This window comes from Xanthomonas sp. NCPPB 2250 (genome assembly GCF_056725265.1).
Map to the genome: position 1 here is coordinate 522,501 of NZ_CM161520.1, position 17,545 is coordinate 540,045.

10 protein-coding genes and 2 rRNA genes (1 of these 12 running past the window's edge) are annotated in these 17,545 nt (G+C 67.1%); 6 read left to right on the forward strand and 6 right to left on the reverse strand.

Annotated elements, in window-relative coordinates; all coding sequences use genetic code 11:
- From AC1PMG_RS02310 to AC1PMG_RS02320, 3 genes are all read left to right on the forward strand, one after another.
- Nucleotides 1–1,767 (forward strand): 23S ribosomal RNA (locus AC1PMG_RS02310); it begins 1,113 nt to the left of the window's first position.
- 151 nt (nucleotides 1,768–1,918) lie between these two features.
- Nucleotides 1,919–2,033 (forward strand): 5S ribosomal RNA (gene rrf, locus AC1PMG_RS02315).
- Between the two features lie 1,015 nt (nucleotides 2,034–3,048).
- Entirely contained in the window at nucleotides 3,049–4,116 is a 1,068-nt protein-coding gene (locus AC1PMG_RS02320) for an NAD(P)-dependent alcohol dehydrogenase (RefSeq protein WP_481110516.1), read from the forward strand.
- 725 nt (nucleotides 4,117–4,841) lie between these two features.
- On the opposite strand, the gene AC1PMG_RS02325 is transcribed toward AC1PMG_RS02320, so the two are convergent.
- A complete protein-coding gene (locus tag AC1PMG_RS02325) occupies nucleotides 4,842–6,584 on the reverse strand; it encodes a M28 family metallopeptidase (protein WP_481110517.1) in 1,743 nt (580 codons plus the stop codon).
- 81 nt (nucleotides 6,585–6,665) lie between these two features.
- Nucleotides 6,666–7,328, reverse strand: a complete 663-nt coding sequence (locus AC1PMG_RS02330; protein WP_481110518.1) for a hypothetical protein — start codon at nucleotides 7,326–7,328, stop codon at nucleotides 6,666–6,668.
- A gap of 103 nt (nucleotides 7,329–7,431) precedes the next feature.
- On the opposite strand from AC1PMG_RS02330, the gene AC1PMG_RS02335 reads away from it, so the two are divergent.
- Both AC1PMG_RS02335 and AC1PMG_RS02340 read left to right on the forward strand, forming a co-directional pair.
- Nucleotides 7,432–8,742, forward strand: coding sequence for a murein hydrolase activator EnvC family protein (locus AC1PMG_RS02335; protein ID WP_407137098.1), 1,311 nt, complete (start codon nucleotides 7,432–7,434; stop codon nucleotides 8,740–8,742).
- A gap of 104 nt (nucleotides 8,743–8,846) precedes the next feature.
- The gene (locus AC1PMG_RS02340) at nucleotides 8,847–10,376 is read left to right on the forward strand and encodes a S41 family peptidase (RefSeq protein WP_481110519.1); all 1,530 of its coding nucleotides are present in this window, start codon (nucleotides 8,847–8,849) and stop codon (nucleotides 10,374–10,376) included.
- Nucleotides 10,377–10,439: 63 nt separating this feature from the next.
- Here the strand turns inward: AC1PMG_RS02340 and AC1PMG_RS02345 are convergent, their stop codons facing one another.
- The 3 genes from AC1PMG_RS02345 to AC1PMG_RS02355 are packed head-to-tail and all read right to left on the reverse strand — an operon-like array spanning nucleotide 10,440 to nucleotide 12,488.
- Nucleotides 10,440–11,435: a D-2-hydroxyacid dehydrogenase family protein gene (locus AC1PMG_RS02345; RefSeq protein ID WP_481110520.1), complete on the reverse strand. Its 996-nt coding sequence runs from the start codon at nucleotides 11,433–11,435 to the stop codon at nucleotides 10,440–10,442.
- A gap of 4 nt (nucleotides 11,436–11,439) precedes the next feature.
- Nucleotides 11,440–11,760 carry a DUF1820 family protein gene (locus AC1PMG_RS02350; protein WP_017908048.1) on the reverse strand — a complete coding sequence of 107 codons (321 nt, stop codon included), beginning with the start codon at nucleotides 11,758–11,760 and terminating at the stop codon, nucleotides 11,440–11,442.
- A gap of 35 nt (nucleotides 11,761–11,795) precedes the next feature.
- Nucleotides 11,796–12,488 carry a rhomboid family intramembrane serine protease gene (locus tag AC1PMG_RS02355; protein ID WP_017908049.1) on the reverse strand — a complete coding sequence of 231 codons (693 nt, stop codon included), beginning with the start codon at nucleotides 12,486–12,488 and terminating at the stop codon, nucleotides 11,796–11,798.
- A 247-nt stretch (nucleotides 12,489–12,735) separates the two neighbouring features.
- Here AC1PMG_RS02355 and AC1PMG_RS02360 point away from each other — a divergent pair, with 247 nt between their 5' ends.
- A complete protein-coding gene (locus AC1PMG_RS02360) occupies nucleotides 12,736–14,076 on the forward strand; it encodes an outer membrane protein transport protein (protein ID WP_342074841.1) in 1,341 nt (446 codons plus the stop codon).
- Between the two features lie 139 nt (nucleotides 14,077–14,215).
- Here AC1PMG_RS02360 and putA read toward each other — a convergent pair whose 3' ends face one another.
- Nucleotides 14,216–17,410 carry a bifunctional proline dehydrogenase/L-glutamate gamma-semialdehyde dehydrogenase PutA gene (putA, locus tag AC1PMG_RS02365; RefSeq protein WP_481111590.1) on the reverse strand — a complete coding sequence of 1,065 codons (3,195 nt, stop codon included), beginning with the start codon at nucleotides 17,408–17,410 and terminating at the stop codon, nucleotides 14,216–14,218.
- Nucleotides 17,411–17,545: the final 135 nt, after the last annotated feature.

The following is a 17,545-nucleotide window of genomic DNA, read 5'->3' on the forward strand; positions in this document are numbered from 1 at the left end:
AACGGGGCTAAGCAGTGAACCGAAGCTTGGGGTGCATCGCGATAAGCGATGCGCGGTAGAGGAGCGTTCCGTAAGCCTGCGAAGGTGGATTGAGAAGTCTGCTGGAGGTATCGGAAGTGCGAATGCTGACATGAGTAACGACAATGCGGGTGAAAAACCCGCACGCCGAAAGCCCAAGGTTTCCTTGCGCAACGTTAATCGGCGCAGGGTGAGTCGGCCCCTAAGGCGAGGGCGAAAGCCGTAGTCGATGGGAAGCAGGTTAATATTCCTGCACCTCGCGTAAGTGCGATGGAGGGACGGAGAAGGTTAGGTGTACCGGGCGTTGGTTGTCCCGGGGAAAGGCGGTAGGTTTGGATCTTTGGCAAATCCGGGATCCTTTAAGACCGAGCACCGAGACGAGTCTTTTAGACGAAGTCACTGATACCACGCTTCCAGGAAAAGCTCCTAAGCTTCAGCTTACGCAGACCGTACCGTAAACCGACACAGGTGGGTAGGATGAGAATTCTCAGGCGCTTGAGAGAACTCGGGTGAAGGAACTAGGCAACATGGCACCGTAACTTCGGGAGAAGGTGCACCCTTTTTGGTGGCTCGTGCGAGCTATAGCTGAAGAGGGTCGCAGAAACCAGGCCGCTGCGACTGTTTATCAAAAACACAGCACTCTGCAAACACGAAAGTGGACGTATAGGGTGTGACGCCTGCCCGGTGCTGGAAGGTTAATTGATGGGGTCAGCCGCAAGGCGAAGCTCTTGATCGAAGCCCCAGTAAACGGCGGCCGTAACTATAACGGTCCTAAGGTAGCGAAATTCCTTGTCGGGTAAGTTCCGACCTGCACGAATGGCGTAACGACAGCGGCGCTGTCTCCACCCGAGACTCAGTGAAATTGAAATCGCTGTGAAGATGCAGCGTTCCCGTGGCAAGACGGAAAGACCCCGTGAACCTTTACTATAGCTTTACACTGAACGTTGAGTTCGTCTGTGTAGGATAGGTGGGAGGCTATGAAACTGTGGCGCTAGCTGCAGTGGAGCCATCCTTGAAATACCACCCTGTCGTGCTTGACGTTCTAACCTAGGTCCGTAATCCGGATCGGGGACCGTGTATGGTGGGTAGTTTGACTGGGGCGGTCTCCTCCTAAAGAGTAACGGAGGAGCACGAAGGTACGCTCAGCGCGGTCGGACATCGCGCACTGTGTGCAAAGGCATAAGCGTGCTTGACTGCAAGATCGACGGATCAAGCAGGTACGAAAGTAGGTCTTAGTGATCCGGTGGTTCTGTATGGAAGGGCCATCGCTCAACGGATAAAAGGTACTCCGGGGATAACAGGCTGATACCGCCCAAGAGTTCATATCGACGGCGGTGTTTGGCACCTCGATGTCGGCTCATCACATCCTGGGGCTGTAGTCGGTCCCAAGGGTATGGCTGTTCGCCATTTAAAGTGGTACGCGAGCTGGGTTCAGAACGTCGTGAGACAGTTCGGTCCCTATCTGCCATGGGCGTTGGAGATTTGAGAGGGGCTGCTCCTAGTACGAGAGGACCGGAGTGGACGAACCTCTGGTGTTCCGGTTGTCACGCCAGTGGCATTGCCGGGTAGCTATGTTCGGAAGCGATAACCGCTGAAAGCATCTAAGCGGGAAGCGCGCCTCAAGATGAGATCTCCCGGGACACAAGTCCCCTAAAGGAACCATGTAGACTACGTGGTTGATAGGTCAGGTGTGTAAGTGCAGCAATGCATTGAGCTAACTGATACTAATGATCCGTGCGGCTTGACCATATAACCTCAAGATGCTTCCTCGAAGCATCCCTTAGCGCGACACACGTCGATCGCTCTCACTCGCTCGCTACATCACACCCTATGAGAGGCTGGCGCCTGCCGTCCTCGGTCACACGACCGATCGACCGCACGGCGACACTCCAACCGTCTCCCTGGTGAAATTAGCGCTGTGGAACCACCCGATCCCATCCCGAACTCGGAAGTGAAACGCAGCTGCGCCGATGGTAGTGTGGCTCAAGCCATGCGAGAGTAGGTCATCGCCAGGGGCTTTACCCCAAATCCCCGTCCCACAAGGACGGGGATTTTTTATTGCGCGTGCGAAAAACCAAAGCAACGCGAGCAGGCGATCGGGGACGGGCGAAACCGCGTTCTTCCTTCTCCCGTCGGGACCATGGCCCTTTCTCGGGGGAAGGGGCCCCGCAGGGGCGGATGAGGGGGCCGGCGAAGCCTCGCAATGCCGGATCGGCGAAGCGCTGCGCGCGCCGTACCCTCACCCCAACCCCTCTCCCGAGGGGAGAGGGGCTCGGTTCTCCCTTCTCCCGTCGGGAACGGCTCCCTTTATCTGACGAAGCCTGGCCAAGCGTCAGAATCGGCCTTGCAGCTGGAGCCACATAGACCTGCACGCATTGAATGCCTGCACGCACGATCGCCATCGTGTCCGCTGCACGAGTTACGTCGTCTTCTGTACCGCGTGTTTTATCGATTGCTACAGGTCGATCGCCGCTTCCCAGCGAACACCGCTGAGCGAAGCGAGCGCCCTGATGGCGCTGTACGACCTAGTCCGTGCTCAAGCACGCGCTGAGCCACTGGGCGCGCCGGCAAGGTGCGCATGCGGCAAGGCATGCCACGGCTTCCTGGGCGTCGGTTGTCGAAAGCGGCAACGGGCATCTGCCAAGGCCTACTGCACTATCGAACCGACTCTGCGTCCAAAATGGGCGGAGTATGTAAGCGATCCTGCGACTGTCATCGGACACATTGCGCGCACTTCCTGGTTCGCGCTTCTCATCGATTGCAGATCCGCTCACGTGCAACCTGCCGATGAATGCCGGTCGGCGCGTCCACATGTCATCGTCAAGTGCATTGGCGTTCAGCCCAACATGTGCGCCAGTCCGCACTCGGCGACGCGTTTTGACGACGCGCATCGCACCGTTCCATGCGGCGATGCGTCTCTTTCATGGCCCGCCGCTTAGACTTTTCCCCCTCAGGCGACCGCGTAGGCATCGAGTGCTCTACATGCGCACCGCCCTTCGGCCCCTTTCACCCACCACGAGGCCTTTCCCCATGAGCCAAGCCAATGGATACGCCGCCAAGGCATCCGATCAGCCGCTGACCCCGTTCACCTTCGAGCGCCGCGCGCTTGGTGCGCACGACGTCAGTATCGAGATCCTCTACTGTGGCGTCTGCCACTCGGATCTGCACACCGCCCGCAACGAGTGGCACAACACCCAGTATCCGTCGGTGCCGGGCCATGAAATCGTCGGTCGCATCACCGCGGTGGGCGACCAGGTCAGTGCCTTCAAGGTCGGCGATCTTGCCGGTGTCGGCTGCATGGTCGACAGCTGCCGGCATTGCGCGTCCTGCGCCGATGGCGAGGAGCAGTACTGCGAGAACGGCTTCGTCGGCACCTACAACGGTCCGATGTTCGGCGGCGAGAACACGTATGGCGGCTACTCCGATCACATCGTGGTCGACGAGAAATACACGCTGCATATTCGCCACGATGCCGAGCAACTGGCGGCGGTGGCGCCGCTGCTGTGCGCCGGCATCACCACCTATTCGCCGCTGAATCACTGGAAGGTCGGCCCGGGCAAGAAGGTCGGCATCGTCGGGCTGGGCGGCCTCGGGCACATGGGCGTGAAGATTGCCCATGCCATGGGTGCGCACGTGGTGCTGTTCACCACCTCGGCCGGCAAGCGCGAGGACGCGCTGCGCCTGGGCGCGAGCGAGGTGGTGGTGTCGAAGAATGCCGACGAGATGGCGGCGCACACCAACAGCTTCGATTTCATCCTCAACACCGTCGCCGCGCCGCACGATCTGGATGCGTTCCTGACCCTGCTCAAGCGCGATGGCACCATGACCCTGGTCGGCGCGCCGGCCGAGCCGCATCCGTCGCCGACGGTCTTCAACCTGATCATGAAGCGGCGCCAATTGGCCGGTTCGCTGATCGGCGGTATTCGCGAGACGCAGGAGATGCTGGATTTCTGCGCCAAGCACGGCATCGTGTCCGACATCGAAACGATCGAGATGGCGCAGATCAACGAGGCCTACGAGCGCATGCTCAAGGGCGACGTGAAGTACCGCTTCGTCATCGACATGGCCAGCCTGGGGCAGGCCAAGCAAGCGGCCTGAGCGGCTGTTCGCGGTAGCAGTCGGCTACCGCGGGACACATCGCGCGTCGTGGCGTGACCATGGAAGCCCGGGCAGAAGCATGCCCGGGCTTTTTGTTATTGGAAGCGTACCGCTTGGATCGTGACGTGCCGCGAGGGCAACGAATCCATCGCCTCCAGGCGACAGGTCGCGGCATCTGAGGGACGCAGTCACCCAGGCACCGGATGATCGAGGCAGCCGATGCGTAGAGCAGTGCATGGACGCAGGGCTCGCCACGCGCCTTAGGGGCGATGCTCCGAGACGGCCGCGAATGCGGGTTGCCGCGGGCGAAGAAGATCGTAAAAAACGCCAATCCGATTCGTTACGTTACAGATGGACAGATAGACGGAGAGAGGGACAGCCTACGATTGCGCGTTGCACATCGATGGGGCCCCGGACATCCAAGCGACCGGTGCGCTATCCGCCGTTGTAGGAGCGGCTTCAGCCGCGACAAGATATATCGGTAGCCCGTCGCGGCTGAAGCCGCTCCTACAGATATGTCCTGTCGTTGTTCAAGGCGCCATGAAGCCACTCTGTAACGGCTCACATCGTAGCGCGCCGTCTGATTGCAGCCTGACAGCGGCGATCGAGATGCAATGCCGTCGTGTCCCGCACGCCGTACGCCGCACGCCGCACGCGTGACGGAGGCCACAGACGACAACGGCGCCGAAGCGCCGTTGCCATGGAACCGGAGGATGTGGAGCCGCTTACTTGCTGCTGGCAGGCTCCGCTGTCGGCAACGACGTCGGCCTGCCCATCATCTTGTCGCGTGCGGCCTTGAACGGATTGTCCGCGTACCAGTTCGGCCAGCTGTCGCCGGCGGCCAGTTCCTTGCCAACGCCGTACACCGCCTGCAGGTCGTCCATCACACCGTCGAGCTTCCAGGTCGCCGGGTCGTACTCGTCGGCTGGCGTGTGGTAGCGCTTGGCGTACTCGGCTGCCGCACGGCGTCCTGCTTCGATGCCGCCGTCGACCAGGTCTTCGCCGCCGTCGATGTACAGCGCGGGCACGCCCGCCTTGGCGAAGTTGAAGTGATCCGAACGGAAGTAGAACCCGCTCTGCGGCGCGTCTTCGGCGTGCAGCACGCGGCCTTGCGCGGCGGCGATCGGCTTGAGCAGGTCTTCCAGCTGCGAGCTGCCGAACCCGTTGACCACCAGGTCCTTGGCGCGCCCGGCCACCGGCATCGCATCCAGGTTGATGACGCCGGCAATCTTGTTCAGCGGAAAGGTCGGATGTGCCACGTAGTACTTGGAACCGAGCAGCCCCGATTCCTCGAGCGTCACCGCCAGGAACACCACCGAGCGCTCGGGCTTGGGCTGCTGGTGCGCGAACGCCTCGGCGATTTCCAGGATGCCGGCCACGCCGGTGGCGTTGTCGACCGCGCCGTTGTAGATGTTGTCGCCGGGCTCGCCCTCGTGCTTGCCCAGGTGATCCCAGTGCGCCATGTACAGCACCGCCTCGTCGGCACGGCTGCTGCCGGGCAGCACGCCGACCACGTTGCGCGAGGTCTTCTCGGCGATGGTGCTCTTCAGGTCCACCGAGAGCTTGGCTTTCAGCGGGATGGGCTTGAACCCGCGCTTGCTGGCGTCCTTGTAGGCCTGCGCCAGGTCCAGGCCGGCGTCGGCGAACAGTTGCTTGGCCGCCTCGGCGGTGAGCCAGCCCTGCACCGGAATGCGCGGCTCCGGATCGTCCTTCGCCGGCAGGTCGTACTGCGCGCCTGACCAGGAGTTCTTGACCACGTCCCAGCCGTAGCTGGCGCCGGGCGTGTCGTGCACGATCAATGCGGCGGCGGCGCCCTTGCGCGCGGCTTCCTCGAACTTGTAGGTCCAGCGCCCGTAGTAGGTCATGCGCTTGCCTTCGAACAGGCTGCCATCGCCGGTGTGGAAGCCGGGGTCGTTGACGAACATCACCACGGTCTTGCCCTTCCAGTCCTGGCCGGCATAGTCGTTCCACTTCTGCTCCGGCGCGTCCACGCCGTAGCCGACGAAGACCATGTCGCTGCCATCGAGCTTGACCTCGGGCTGGCCGGTGCGCGTGCCCACCACCATGTCGGTGCCGAAGGCGAGTTGCCGCGCCGCGCCGTCGTGGGCGATGGTGAGCGTGGTGCCGGGCGCCGCGGTGGTCTCGGTCATCGCCACGTCCTGGAACCAGCTGTCGCCGTTGCCCGGTTGCAGGCCGATGCGCTGCATCTGGTCGCGGATGTAGGCGACCGTCTTGTCTTCGCCAGGCGTGCCCGGACCGCGACCCTCGAAGGCGTCGGAGGACAGCGTCTTGACCAGTTCGGCGAAGTCGGCCGGCGCGATCCCGGTGGAAAACGTATGCGCGGGCGCCGCAGCGGGGGCCGGCGCAGCGGCCGGCGGCGCGGCGTTTGCCGCCGGGGCGGGCGCTTCGCGTTTGCACGCGGTCAACGCCGCCGCTGCGGCCAGGCACAGCACGAGCTTGCGGGACATGGGGGCTCCTGATGGCGAGGGAACCCCGGATTCTATAGGCAAGCCGCACGCGCCCGGGTGGGCGCGTCGCCGCGGCATGACTCAGTTGTTCGGCGCGGTGTCGCCGTCGAAGGGCAGCGCGGTGGCGCCGGTGATCGGCCCGGTCTTGGCGCTGCGGTGCACGTACAGGGTGACTTCGCGTTCGAAGCGCAGCGGACCGTCGATCACCGCACGCGGGCCGATGATGACCCGCGGCTTGCGCGCCGGCTTGAACGACATGCTGAAGCTGGGCTTGTTGATCGAGATGCCGCCGCCGACATGCGAATCGTGGCCGACGGTGATGTCGCCGTTGACTGTCTCGATGCCCTTGTCCAACTGCGTGGCGACCACGCCGATGCTGCCGTTGACGCTTTCGATGCCGCCGTCGACGCGGCCGCCGCGGTCGACGAAGATGCCGCCGTTGACGGTTTCGATGGAACCGGCGACCTGCGCGCGCTCGGCGATGGTGATGCCGCCGTTGACCGTGGACAGCCCCTTGGTCTGCGCGCCGTCGGCGACCTTGACGCTGCCGTTGACCGTTTCCACGCTGCCCACCTGGGCGCCGGACTGGACGGTGATGCTGCCGTTGACCGTTTCCAGATCGCCGTACTGCTTGCCGGCGTCGGCGGTGATGCTGCCGTTGACCTTGCTGATGCCCTCGCCCGCGAACGCCGGGCCGGCCGTCAGGGCCAGCGCCAGCACAACCGCCAGATGCATGCGTTTCATCCTTCACCTCCCGGGCGCCGGCGATGCGGCCGCAATCAATCGTGGGGCGATCACAACACGCTTCGCTACAATCCACACCTGCCTGAAGTCACTGGACCCTCGCTTGCCCGCAGCCGCTCCTGTCCCATCGCATTCCGCCGCGCCCCGCGCGGCCGGGCGGCGTGCGCCCGGGCACTGGCGCGGCCTTGTGCGCAGCCTGCTGGCGCTGACGTGGCTGCTGACCGCCGGAGTGGCCGCGGCGCAGAATCCGCGCGAGGCCGAGAAGCGCCTGGAAAAGGTGCGCAGCGAGCTGAAGAGCGTGGCCGAGGAGCGCCGGCAACTGGAAGGCAAGCGCGGCGACGCCGCACGCCAGTTGCGCGAGGCCGACGAAAAGGTCGCCGTCACCGGCCGCAGCCTGGCGCAGACGCAACAGGCGCTGCAGCGGCACCAGCAGACCCTGGCCGAGCTCGAACGCAAGCGCGATGGCCTGCGCAGTGGCTTGACGCGCCAGCGCGCCGAACTGGCGCAGCTGCTGCGCGCCGCCTATGCCATCGGCGGCAATGCGCCGCTGAAGCTGCTGCTGGCGCAGGACCGCGTGGCCGATGCCAACCGCCTGCTGGCCTATCACCGCTATCTGCAGCGCGAGCGCGCGCAGCGCATCGCGACCTTGACCCACGAGTTGCAGGCGCTGGAACAGGTGCAGCGCGAGGTCGTCGAACAGAAGCAGCAACTGAGCGAGGCCCAGCGCCGTCAGCAGGAACAGGCCCAGGCGCTGCAGCGCGACCGCAAGCAGCGCGCCAGCGTGGTCTCGGAACTGGACCAGCGCTACCAGGACCGCAGCGAACGCGAGAAGGCGCTGGGCCAGGACGCCAAGGCGCTGGAAACCCTGCTCGCCAACCTGCGTGCCGCCGCCGCCCGTGCCGAGGCCGAGCGCCGCGCCGCGGCCAGGCGTGAGGCGGCGGAACAGGCGGCGCAGGCCAAGGCCGCGGCGAAGGCCGGACGTGGCGGCGGCAAGATACCGCCCAAGGTGGTCGCTTCGGCACCGCCGCTGAAGGTCGGTGGCCTGGGCTGGCCGCTGTCGGGCGACCTGATCGCGCGCTACGGCGGGCGGCTGCCCGATGGGCGCACCAGCAGCGGCGTGCTGATCGCCGCGCCCGCCGGCAGCACCGTCACCGCGGTCGCCGACGGCACGGTGGTGTTCTCCGACTGGATGACCGGCTACGGCATGATCCTGATCGTGGACCACGGCAATGGCTACATGAGCCTGTACGCACACAACGACACCCTGCTGCGCGACGCCGGCGCCAAGGTCAAGCGCGGCGATGCGGTGGCCAAGGTCGGCAATTCCGGCGGCCAGGGGCGCCCGGCGCTGTACTTCGAACTGCGCCGCAACGGCCAGCCGGTGGATCCATCGTCGTGGCTGCAGCGCCGCTGAGCCACGCTGCTACGGCGCGTTCAACGCGAATTTAGCTCGGCTTCGCGCATAATCCGGACAACCGCGCCGTGCACGGTGCGGGTCTTCCCCAATCGGAGTGCTTCATGCGCGTAGTCCTGTCCGCAGCCCTGTTGCTCGCTCTGGCGCCGCTGCCGTCGATGGCGCAACGCGCCGAGGCGCAGACGCCCACGGCCCCGGCGGCCAGCGCCGACGATCCGGATTCCACCGAATCGGCCAGTGCCAAGGTGCCGCTGGACGAGATCCGCCGCTACGTGGCGGTCTACAACGCGGTGAAGGAAGCCTACGTCGATCCGGTCGACGACAAGAAGCTGATGCAGTCCGCCATCCGTGGCCTGCTGCTGGACCTGGATCCGCACAGCACGTATTTCAGCAAGGAAGACGCCGAAGCCTTCGACGAGCAGACCAGCGGCGCCTACGACGGCATCGGCGTGGAGCTGCTGCAGCTGCCGGACAACACGCTCAAGGTGGTGTCGCCGATCGACGACACGCCAGCCGCGCGCGCCGGCCTGCGTTCGGGCGACATCATCATCGCCATCGACGGCAAGCCGATCAGCGCGGTCAAGGCGATGGAGCCGCTGCGCGGCGAGTCGGGCAGCAAGGTCGTGCTGACCATCGCCCGCGACAAGGTCGCCAAGCCGTTCGACGTGACCCTGACCCGGCAGACCATCCGCGTGGCCAGCGTGCGCAGCCGCATGCTCGAACCGGGCTACGGCTACATCCGCATCAGCACCTTCCAGGCCGACACCGGCGCCGATTTCCACAAGCAGTTGCAGCAGTTGCAGGCGCAGGCCGGCGGCAAGCTGCGCGGCCTGGTGCTGGACCTGCGCAGCAATCCGGGCGGCCTGCTGACCGCGGCGGTGCAGGTGGCCGACGACGTGCTCGACAAGGGCACCATCGTCAGCACCCGCGGGCGCATCTCGGTCAGCGATTCCAAGTTCGACGCCACCCCCGGCGACCTGCTCAACGGCGCGCCGATGGTGGTGCTGGTGGATGCCGGTTCGGCCAGCGCTTCGGAAGTGCTGGCCGGTGCGCTGCGCGACAACAAGCGCGCGCGCATCGTCGGCAGCCGCACCTTCGGCAAGGGCTCGGTGCAGACCGTGCTGCCGCTGGACAATGGCGACTCGGTCAAGCTGACCACGGCGCGGTACTACACCCCCAGCGGCAAGTCGATCCAGGCCAGCGGCATCGTGCCCGACGTGGTGCTGCATCCGGAGGCCAGCGCGGACGATGCCGACAAGCCGGCGGCGATCGCCGACTACAGCGAAGCGACCCTGCCGGGCCACCTGCATGGCGACGACGAGGGCGCCGAGGGCTACACCGCCGGCGACGTGCTGCCGGGCGATGGTCCGATCGCGCAGGCGCTGGCCGAACTGAAGCAGCCCGGCGCGGTGGCGCGGGCGGCCGCGGCGGCACCGGCCGGCAAGGGCAAGGCCAAGCCGGCGCACAAGCCGGCGGGCGCGGCGCCGAAGGCCGCCCCGGCGAAGCCGCCGGCGGCGGAACCGGCCAAGCCCGAGCCCACCAGGTCCGAACCTGCCAAGACCGAGTCCGACAAGACCGGCTCCGACAAGACCGGCTCCGACAAGAACGCGCCTGCGCCGGCCTCGGGCACCTGAGCCGGCGGCGGCCCACCTCGCCATCGGGCGCGGCGTGGCCGCTGCGCGGTGGCGGCCAGCCGCTCAGTCGGCGACGGTAAGGACTTCGGGATTGGCCAGGCGCTGCGGCGTGCCGGCGGCGAAGGCCAGCACGTTGTCGAAGGCGGCGCCGAAATACAGCTCGTAGCTGTCCTGTTCGACGTAGCCCAGGTGCGGCGTCGCCAGCACCCGCGGATGCCGCAGCAGCGGATGCTGCGGATCCAGCACCGGCTCCTGTTCGAACACGTCCAGCGCTGCCTGTCCCGGGCGTCCGGCGTCCAGCGCGGCCAGCGCGGCCAGCAGCGCGCCGGGCGCGATGAGTTCGGCACGGCTGCTGTTGACCAGCAGCGCGTCGGGTTTCATCCGCAGCAGGTCGTCCAGTCCGATCTGGTGGCGGGTGGCCGCGACCAGGCGGCGATGCAGCGTCAGCACGTCGCTCTCGGCGAACAACGCCTCGCGGCTGGCGGCGACCGCGAAGCCGTCGGCGCGCGCCTGCGCACAACTGTCCTCGCCGCCCCACACCTGCACGCGCATGCCGAAGGCACGCCCGTAGGCGGCGACGCGGCGGCCGATCTTGCCGTAGCTCCAGATGCCCAGCGTCAACCCGTCTAGGCAGCGGCCCAGCTGCGCATCGCCGGTGGCCTGCCAGTGTCCGGCCCGCAGCGCATCGCGGTAGGCGGGCAGGCGCCGGCTGGCGGCCATCAGCAGCGCCCAGGTCAGTTCCGCCGGTGCCACCGGCGAACCGACGCCTTCGGCCACGGCCACGCCGCGCGCGGTGCAGGCAGCCAGGTCGATGTGCTCGCCGATCCGTCCGGTCTGGCTGATCAGGCGCAGCTCCGGCAGTTGCGCCAGCAAGGCGGCGTCGATGCGGGTGCGCTCGCGGATCAGCACCAGCGCCTCGGCCTCGGCGGCGTGCCGAACGAAGGCCTCGCGGTCGGGCGCCAGCGCGGTCAGCACCTGCACGCTGTGCGCCTGTAGCCGCGCGAAGCAGGGCAGGTGGCGCACCGCATCCTGATAGTCGTCGGCGATCAGGATGCGCATCGGCTCAGCGTGGCTTGCCGGGCATCGGGAACGGCGTGACCACCTTCTCGCCGGTGGCCGCGTCGCGGATCGTCGATTGGCCCTTCTTCTCCACTTCCTCGATGCGCACGATGCTCTGCATCGGCAGGTGCAGCGTCTTGGTGTCGCCGAACTCCTCGCGCAGGCGTTCCTCGGTGGGGTCGATCACCAGCCCGTCGTGCACGTCGAACACCAGCGTGCCGATTTCGGTGAAGCCCCACAGATGGCTGCTGCCGACGTGCTGGCAATACAGCTCGTAGACCTTGCCGTGGTTGAGGAAGGTCACTTTGTACAGGTGCTTGAACATGCGCGCAGTATACGGGCGCCGTTGCCGCAGGCGGCTCAGAAGCCCTTGCGCTTGCGCAGCCGCCGCGCGATCGCCGCGCGCACGTACAGCCCGTAGACCATGCCGAAGGCGAAGCCGGCCAGGTGCGCCGACCACGCCACCATGCCGAAGGCCGGGCCGATGTAGGCGAACACCACCTGCAGCGCGGCCCAGGTGCCGATCAGCAGCGAGGCCGGGGCGCGCACGAATTCCAGGAACAGCCCCAGCGGCAGCACCACGCCGAGCTTGGCTCGCGGGAACAGCGCCAGGTAGGTGCCGATCAGCGCCGAGACCGCGCCGCTGGCGCCGATGATCACCCGGTCCGGGGTGCCGACCGCGAAGACCGCGGCCAGGTTGGAGATGGCTCCGCCGCCCAGGAACAGCAGCAGGAACCGCCACGGCCCCAGCACGCGCTCGGCGGGCAGGCCGAAGATCAGCAGGAACACCAGGTTGCCGAGCAGGTGCGACCAATCGGCGTGCAGGAACAGGGCGGTGAACAGGCGCAGCACGCTGCCGTCCTGCACCGTCGCCAGCCAGTCGCGCGGGCTGCCGACCCCGGCCGAGAGCGCGCCCCAGTCCAGCCACAGGGTGGCGCGCGCCTCGTCGGGGCGGCTGATCGACCACAGGAAGGCCAGCCACATCGCCGCGAACAACAACGGCGTGGCCCAGCGCAGCGTGGTGCGTTCGCGGGAGGGAATGGAAACGAACATGCGAGGGAACGGGGGAGCCGGAGACCGCCAGGGACGCCACGATAACGGCTTCATCCGGCTGAACGCACGCCGACTCCACACGAAGCTGAACGCATCATGTCGTTATTGTTTAGTTAACGGTGCGGGGTATACTCGCATACGGCGTCGTATGTCGGGAGGGGACTCCGGCGCGCATTCCTGGGCTTTTGGGGCCCCGGGCTGCGCAGGCGCGAACACAGACAATTCGTCTTCCGGAGAAAAACTAGCCATGCAAAACGCAACCCAGTTCGTCCGTTTCACCGCTCTGGCCGTCGGCATCGTCGGCGCGCTGGCCATGGGCCAGGCGCACGGCGCCGCGTTCCAGCTCAAGGAGAACAGCGCCAAGGGTCTGGGCCGCGCGTTCGCCGGCTCCGGTAGCGCCCCCGGCGATGCCTCGATCATCGCCGTGAACCCGGCCGGCATGCGCCAGCTCGACGGCAAGGTGTTCCAGGCCGACGTCAGCGCCATCCAGTTCTCGGCCAAGTACCAGGGCAACGGCGGCACCTACGCCAACGGCCAGCCGATCTCCGGTGGCCGTGGCGGCGACGCCGGCATGATCGCGCCGGTCCCGGCCGCGTACTTCCACATGCCGTTCGGCGAAAACAACAACATGCACTTCGGCACCTCGCTGACCGTGCCGTTCGGCTTCAAGACCGAGTACGACCGCGACTGGGTCGGCCGCTACAACGGCGTGAAGACCGAACTGCAGGCGATCGACCTGAACTTCGCCTTCTCCTACGACGTCAACCCGTACGTGTCCTTCGGCGCGTCCGTGTTCGCCGAGCGCCTGGACATCGAACTGAGCAACGCCATCGACTTCGGCACCGTCCTGGCCTCGCGCCGCGTGCCGGGCTTCGCGCCGGGCAGCGCCGACGGTTTCTCGCGCATCAAGGGCGACAACACCGCGGTCGGCTTCACCCTGGGCGGCCTGTTCAGCGTCGACGAGCACACCCACATCGGCTTCAGCTACCGCTCGCAGGTCGAGCACAAGATCACCGACGGCGACGCCGACTTCACCGTGCCGGGCAATGCCGCCACCGTGCTGGCCTTCGCCGCGCCGGGGACCTTCGTCGACACCAAGGGCCGTGCCACGGTCAAGCTGCCGGCCAGCGCCACCGCCAGCTTCACCCACGACATCAACGAGCAGTGGACGGTGATGGCCGACGTCACCCGCACCGCCTGGAGCAAGTTCGACAAGGTCACCGTCGACTTCGCCTCCAACCAGCCCGACAGCGTGCTGGACTTCTCGTACCGCGACACCACCTTCGTGTCGCTGGGCGCCGACTACCGCATGAGCGACACGCTGACCCTGCGTGGCGGCCTGGCCTACGACCAGACCCCGACCACCGACCAGCACCGCGACGTGCGCGTGCCGGACGCGAGCCGCAAGTGGGTCTCGCTGGGTCTGACCTGGAAGCCGTCCGAGCAGACCGAGTACAGCTTCGGCTACACCCACCTGTTCACCAACGATCCGAGCATCGCCACCACCAGCGCTACCGGCAACCGCCTGGTCGGCGACTACGACGTGAGCGGCAACGTGCTGGCGGCCTCGGTCAACTACAAGTTCTGATCGCAGGCGCTTCGCAGTTCCACGAAAAAGCCCCGCTTCGGCGGGGCTTTTTTTTGCCTGTCCGCGGCGCATGGCGTGCGCTGCGGCAGGCTGCGCTCGGCGCAGGTTCCGGGCGGAACGCTGCGCCGAAGCGGGCCGGTCAGTCGCCCAGGGTCAGCAGCGAGGCGTTGCCGCCGGCGGCGGTGGTGTTGACCGTCACCACCTTCTCGGTGGCGAAGCGCAGCAGGTAGTGCGGGCCGCCGGCCTTGGGGCCGGTGCCGGACAGGCCCTGGCCGCCGAACGGCTGCACGCCGACCACCGCGCCGATCTGGTTGCGGTTGACGTAGACGTTGCCCACCGCCACGCGCGAGGCGATGCGCTCGATGGTCTCGTCGATGCGCGAATGCACGCCCAGGGTCAGGCCGTAGCCGGTGGCGTTGATCTGGTCGATCACCGCATCGAGCTGGTCGGCCTTCCAGCGGATCACGTGCAGCACCGGGCCGAAGATCTCGCGCTGCAACTGCGCCAGCGACTGCAGTTCGTAGGCACGCGGGGCGAAGAAGCTGCCGTGCGCGGTAGCGGCGTCGGTGGCGGCCACGGCGATCGCGCGCGCTTCGCGGTCCATGCGTGCGGCGTGGTCGGTGAGGATCTGCAGCGCGTCGGCATCGATCACCGGGCCGACGTCGGTGGACAGCAGGCCGGGGTCGCCGACCTTCAGCTCGGCCATGGCGCCGGCGAGCATGGTCATCACCTTGTCGGCGATGTCGTCCTGCACGAACAGCACGCGTGCGGCCGAGCAGCGCTGGCCGGCGGAGATGAAGGCACTGGAGATCGCGTCCTTGACCACCGCTTCCGGCAGCGACGAGGAGTCGGCGATGAAGGCGTTCTGGCCGCCGGTCTCGGCGATCAGCACGCCGATGGCGGCATCGCGCGCGGCCAGCGCGCGGTTGATCGCGCGGGCGGTGTCGGTGGAGCCGGTGAAGGCGACGCCGGCCACGCGCGGATCGCGGGTCAGCGCGGCGCCGACGGTGGCGCCGTCGCCGGGCAGGAACTGCACCACCGCCTCCGGCACGCCGGCTTCGTGCAGCAGCTTCACCGCGGCATGGCCGACCAGGTTGGTCTGCTCGGCCGGCTTGGCGATGACGCTGTTGCCGGCGGCCAGCGCCGCGGCGACCTGGCCGAGGAAGATGGCCAGCGGGAAGTTCCACGGGCTGATGCACACGAACACGCCGCGGCCGTGCAGCTGCAGTTCGTTGGATTCGCCGGTCGGCCCGGGCAGGCGCTCGGGCGCACCGAACTGCGCGCGCGCCTGGCCGGCGTAGTAGCGCAGGAAATCCACCGCCTCGCGCACTTCGGCGACGCCGTCGGGCAGGGTCTTGCCGGCTTCCTTGACGCACAGCGCCATGAACTCGGGCATGCGCGCTTCCAGCAGGTCGGCGGCGTGTTCGAGGATGGTGGCGCGGCTGGCGGCCGGGGTACGGTTCCAGGCCGGGTAGGCGGCTGCAGCGTTGCTCAGCGCCTTTTCCACGGTGGCGGCATCGGCCGGCTTCCAGTGGCCGACGATCTGGCGATGGTCTGCCGGGTTGGCGACCGGCAGGGCGTCGCCGGCGATCACCGCGCCGGGCACCAGCGGCGCGGCCTGCCAGGGCTTGAGCGCGGTGTTGAGCTGGTCGGCCAGCGCACGCAGATCGTTGTCGTTGGCGAGGTTGGCGCCCATGGAATTCTTCCTGTTGTGGTTCTGGCTGCGCAGCAGATCGACCGGCAGCGGAATCTTCGGATGCGGGATGGAGGCGAACGCGGACACGGCTTCGACCGGATCGCGGATCAGGTCTTCGATGGCCACGTCTTCGTCGGTGATGCGGTTGACGAAGCTGGAGTTGGCGCCGTTCTCCAGCAGGCGCCGCACCAGGTAGGGCAGCAGGTCCTCATGCGAGCCCACCGGCGCGTACACGCGGCAGGGCACGCCGAGGCGGTCGGCGGGGATCACTTCGGCGTAGAGGTCGTCGCCCATGCCGTGCAGCTTCTGGTGTTCGTAGTCGCGGCCGCCGGCGATGGCGCGCACCGCGGCGATGGTCTGCGCGTTGTGGGTGGCGAACATCGGATACAGCGCATCGCTGTGCGCGAACAGGCGCTTGGCGCAGGCCAGGTAGGACACGTCGGTGTTCTGCTTGCGGGTGAACACCGGGTAGCCCGGGTGGCCCTCGACCTGCGCGCGCTTGATCTCCGCGTCCCAGTAGGCGCCCTTGACCAGGCGCACCGGGATGCGGCGGCCGACGCGGCGCGCCAGGTCGGCGAGGAAGTCGATCGTGTACGGCGTGCGCTTCTGGTACGCCTGCACCGCCAGGCCATAGCCTTCCCAGCCGTCCAGCGAGGGATCGGAGAAGGTGGCCTCGATGATGTCCAGCGACAGTTCCAGGCGGTCGGCTTCTTCGGCATCGACCGTGTAGCCGATGCCGTAGGACTTGGCCAGTTGCGCCAGTTCCAGCACGCCCGGCACCAGTTCGGCCATCACCCGCGCGCGCTTGGCGTGCTCGTAGCGCGGATACAGCGCCGAGAGCTTGATCGAGATGCTGGGCGCGGCGAACACCGCGTCCTTGCCGCCGCCCTGCGGGCGCTGCGCGGCGAAATGCTTGCCGATGGCATGGATCGCCTGGCGGTAGGCATCGAGGTAGCGCTGCGCGTCCTTCATGGTCAGCGCGCCTTCGCCGAGCATGTCGAACGAGTAGCGGTAGTGGGCGTTGTCGCCCTTCTTCGAGCGGGTCAGCGCCTCGCCGATGGTCCGGCCCATCACGAACTGGTGGCCCATGATCTTCATCGCCTGGCGCACCGCCAGACGAATCACCGGCTCGCCGACGCGGCCGATCAGGCGCTTGAACGCGCCGGACACGTCGGCGCGGGTGAGGTCGTTGATCTGCACCAGCTTGCCGGTGAGCATCAGGCCCCAGGTCGACGCATTGACCAGGATCGAGTCGCTCTCGCCCATGTGCTTCTTCCAGTCCGCATCGCCGAGCTTGTCGCGGATCAGCTTGTCGGCGGTGTCCTGGTCGGGGATGCGCAGCAGCGCTTCGGCCACGCACATCAGCAGCACGCCTTCCTCGCTGCCGAGGTCGTACTGGCGCATGAAGGCCTCGATCGCGCCCTGGTCCTGGGCGCGGGCGCGCACCCGGGTGACCAGGTCGGCAGCCAGCGCCTGCACCCTGGCCTGGTCGGCCGCGGGCAGGCGCGCCTGCTCGAGCAGTTCGCGTACGTGTTCGGCTTCGTCCTTGAGCCAGGCGGCGGTGATCGCCGCGCGCAGGGCCTGTGGCGCGGGCGGGAGTTCGGGGGACAGCAAGGGCGAAGGAGACGCGGACGGCATCGCCGGGACAGAGCCGGCGCCAGGCAGAGCGTTCATGCGGGAAAGGCCAGGGACAGAGCCCGCTATTTTATGTCAGCGCCTGCACGCGCAGGGGGTTGCCGGCATCGCCATGGCGATGCCGGACGCGTCCAGGCT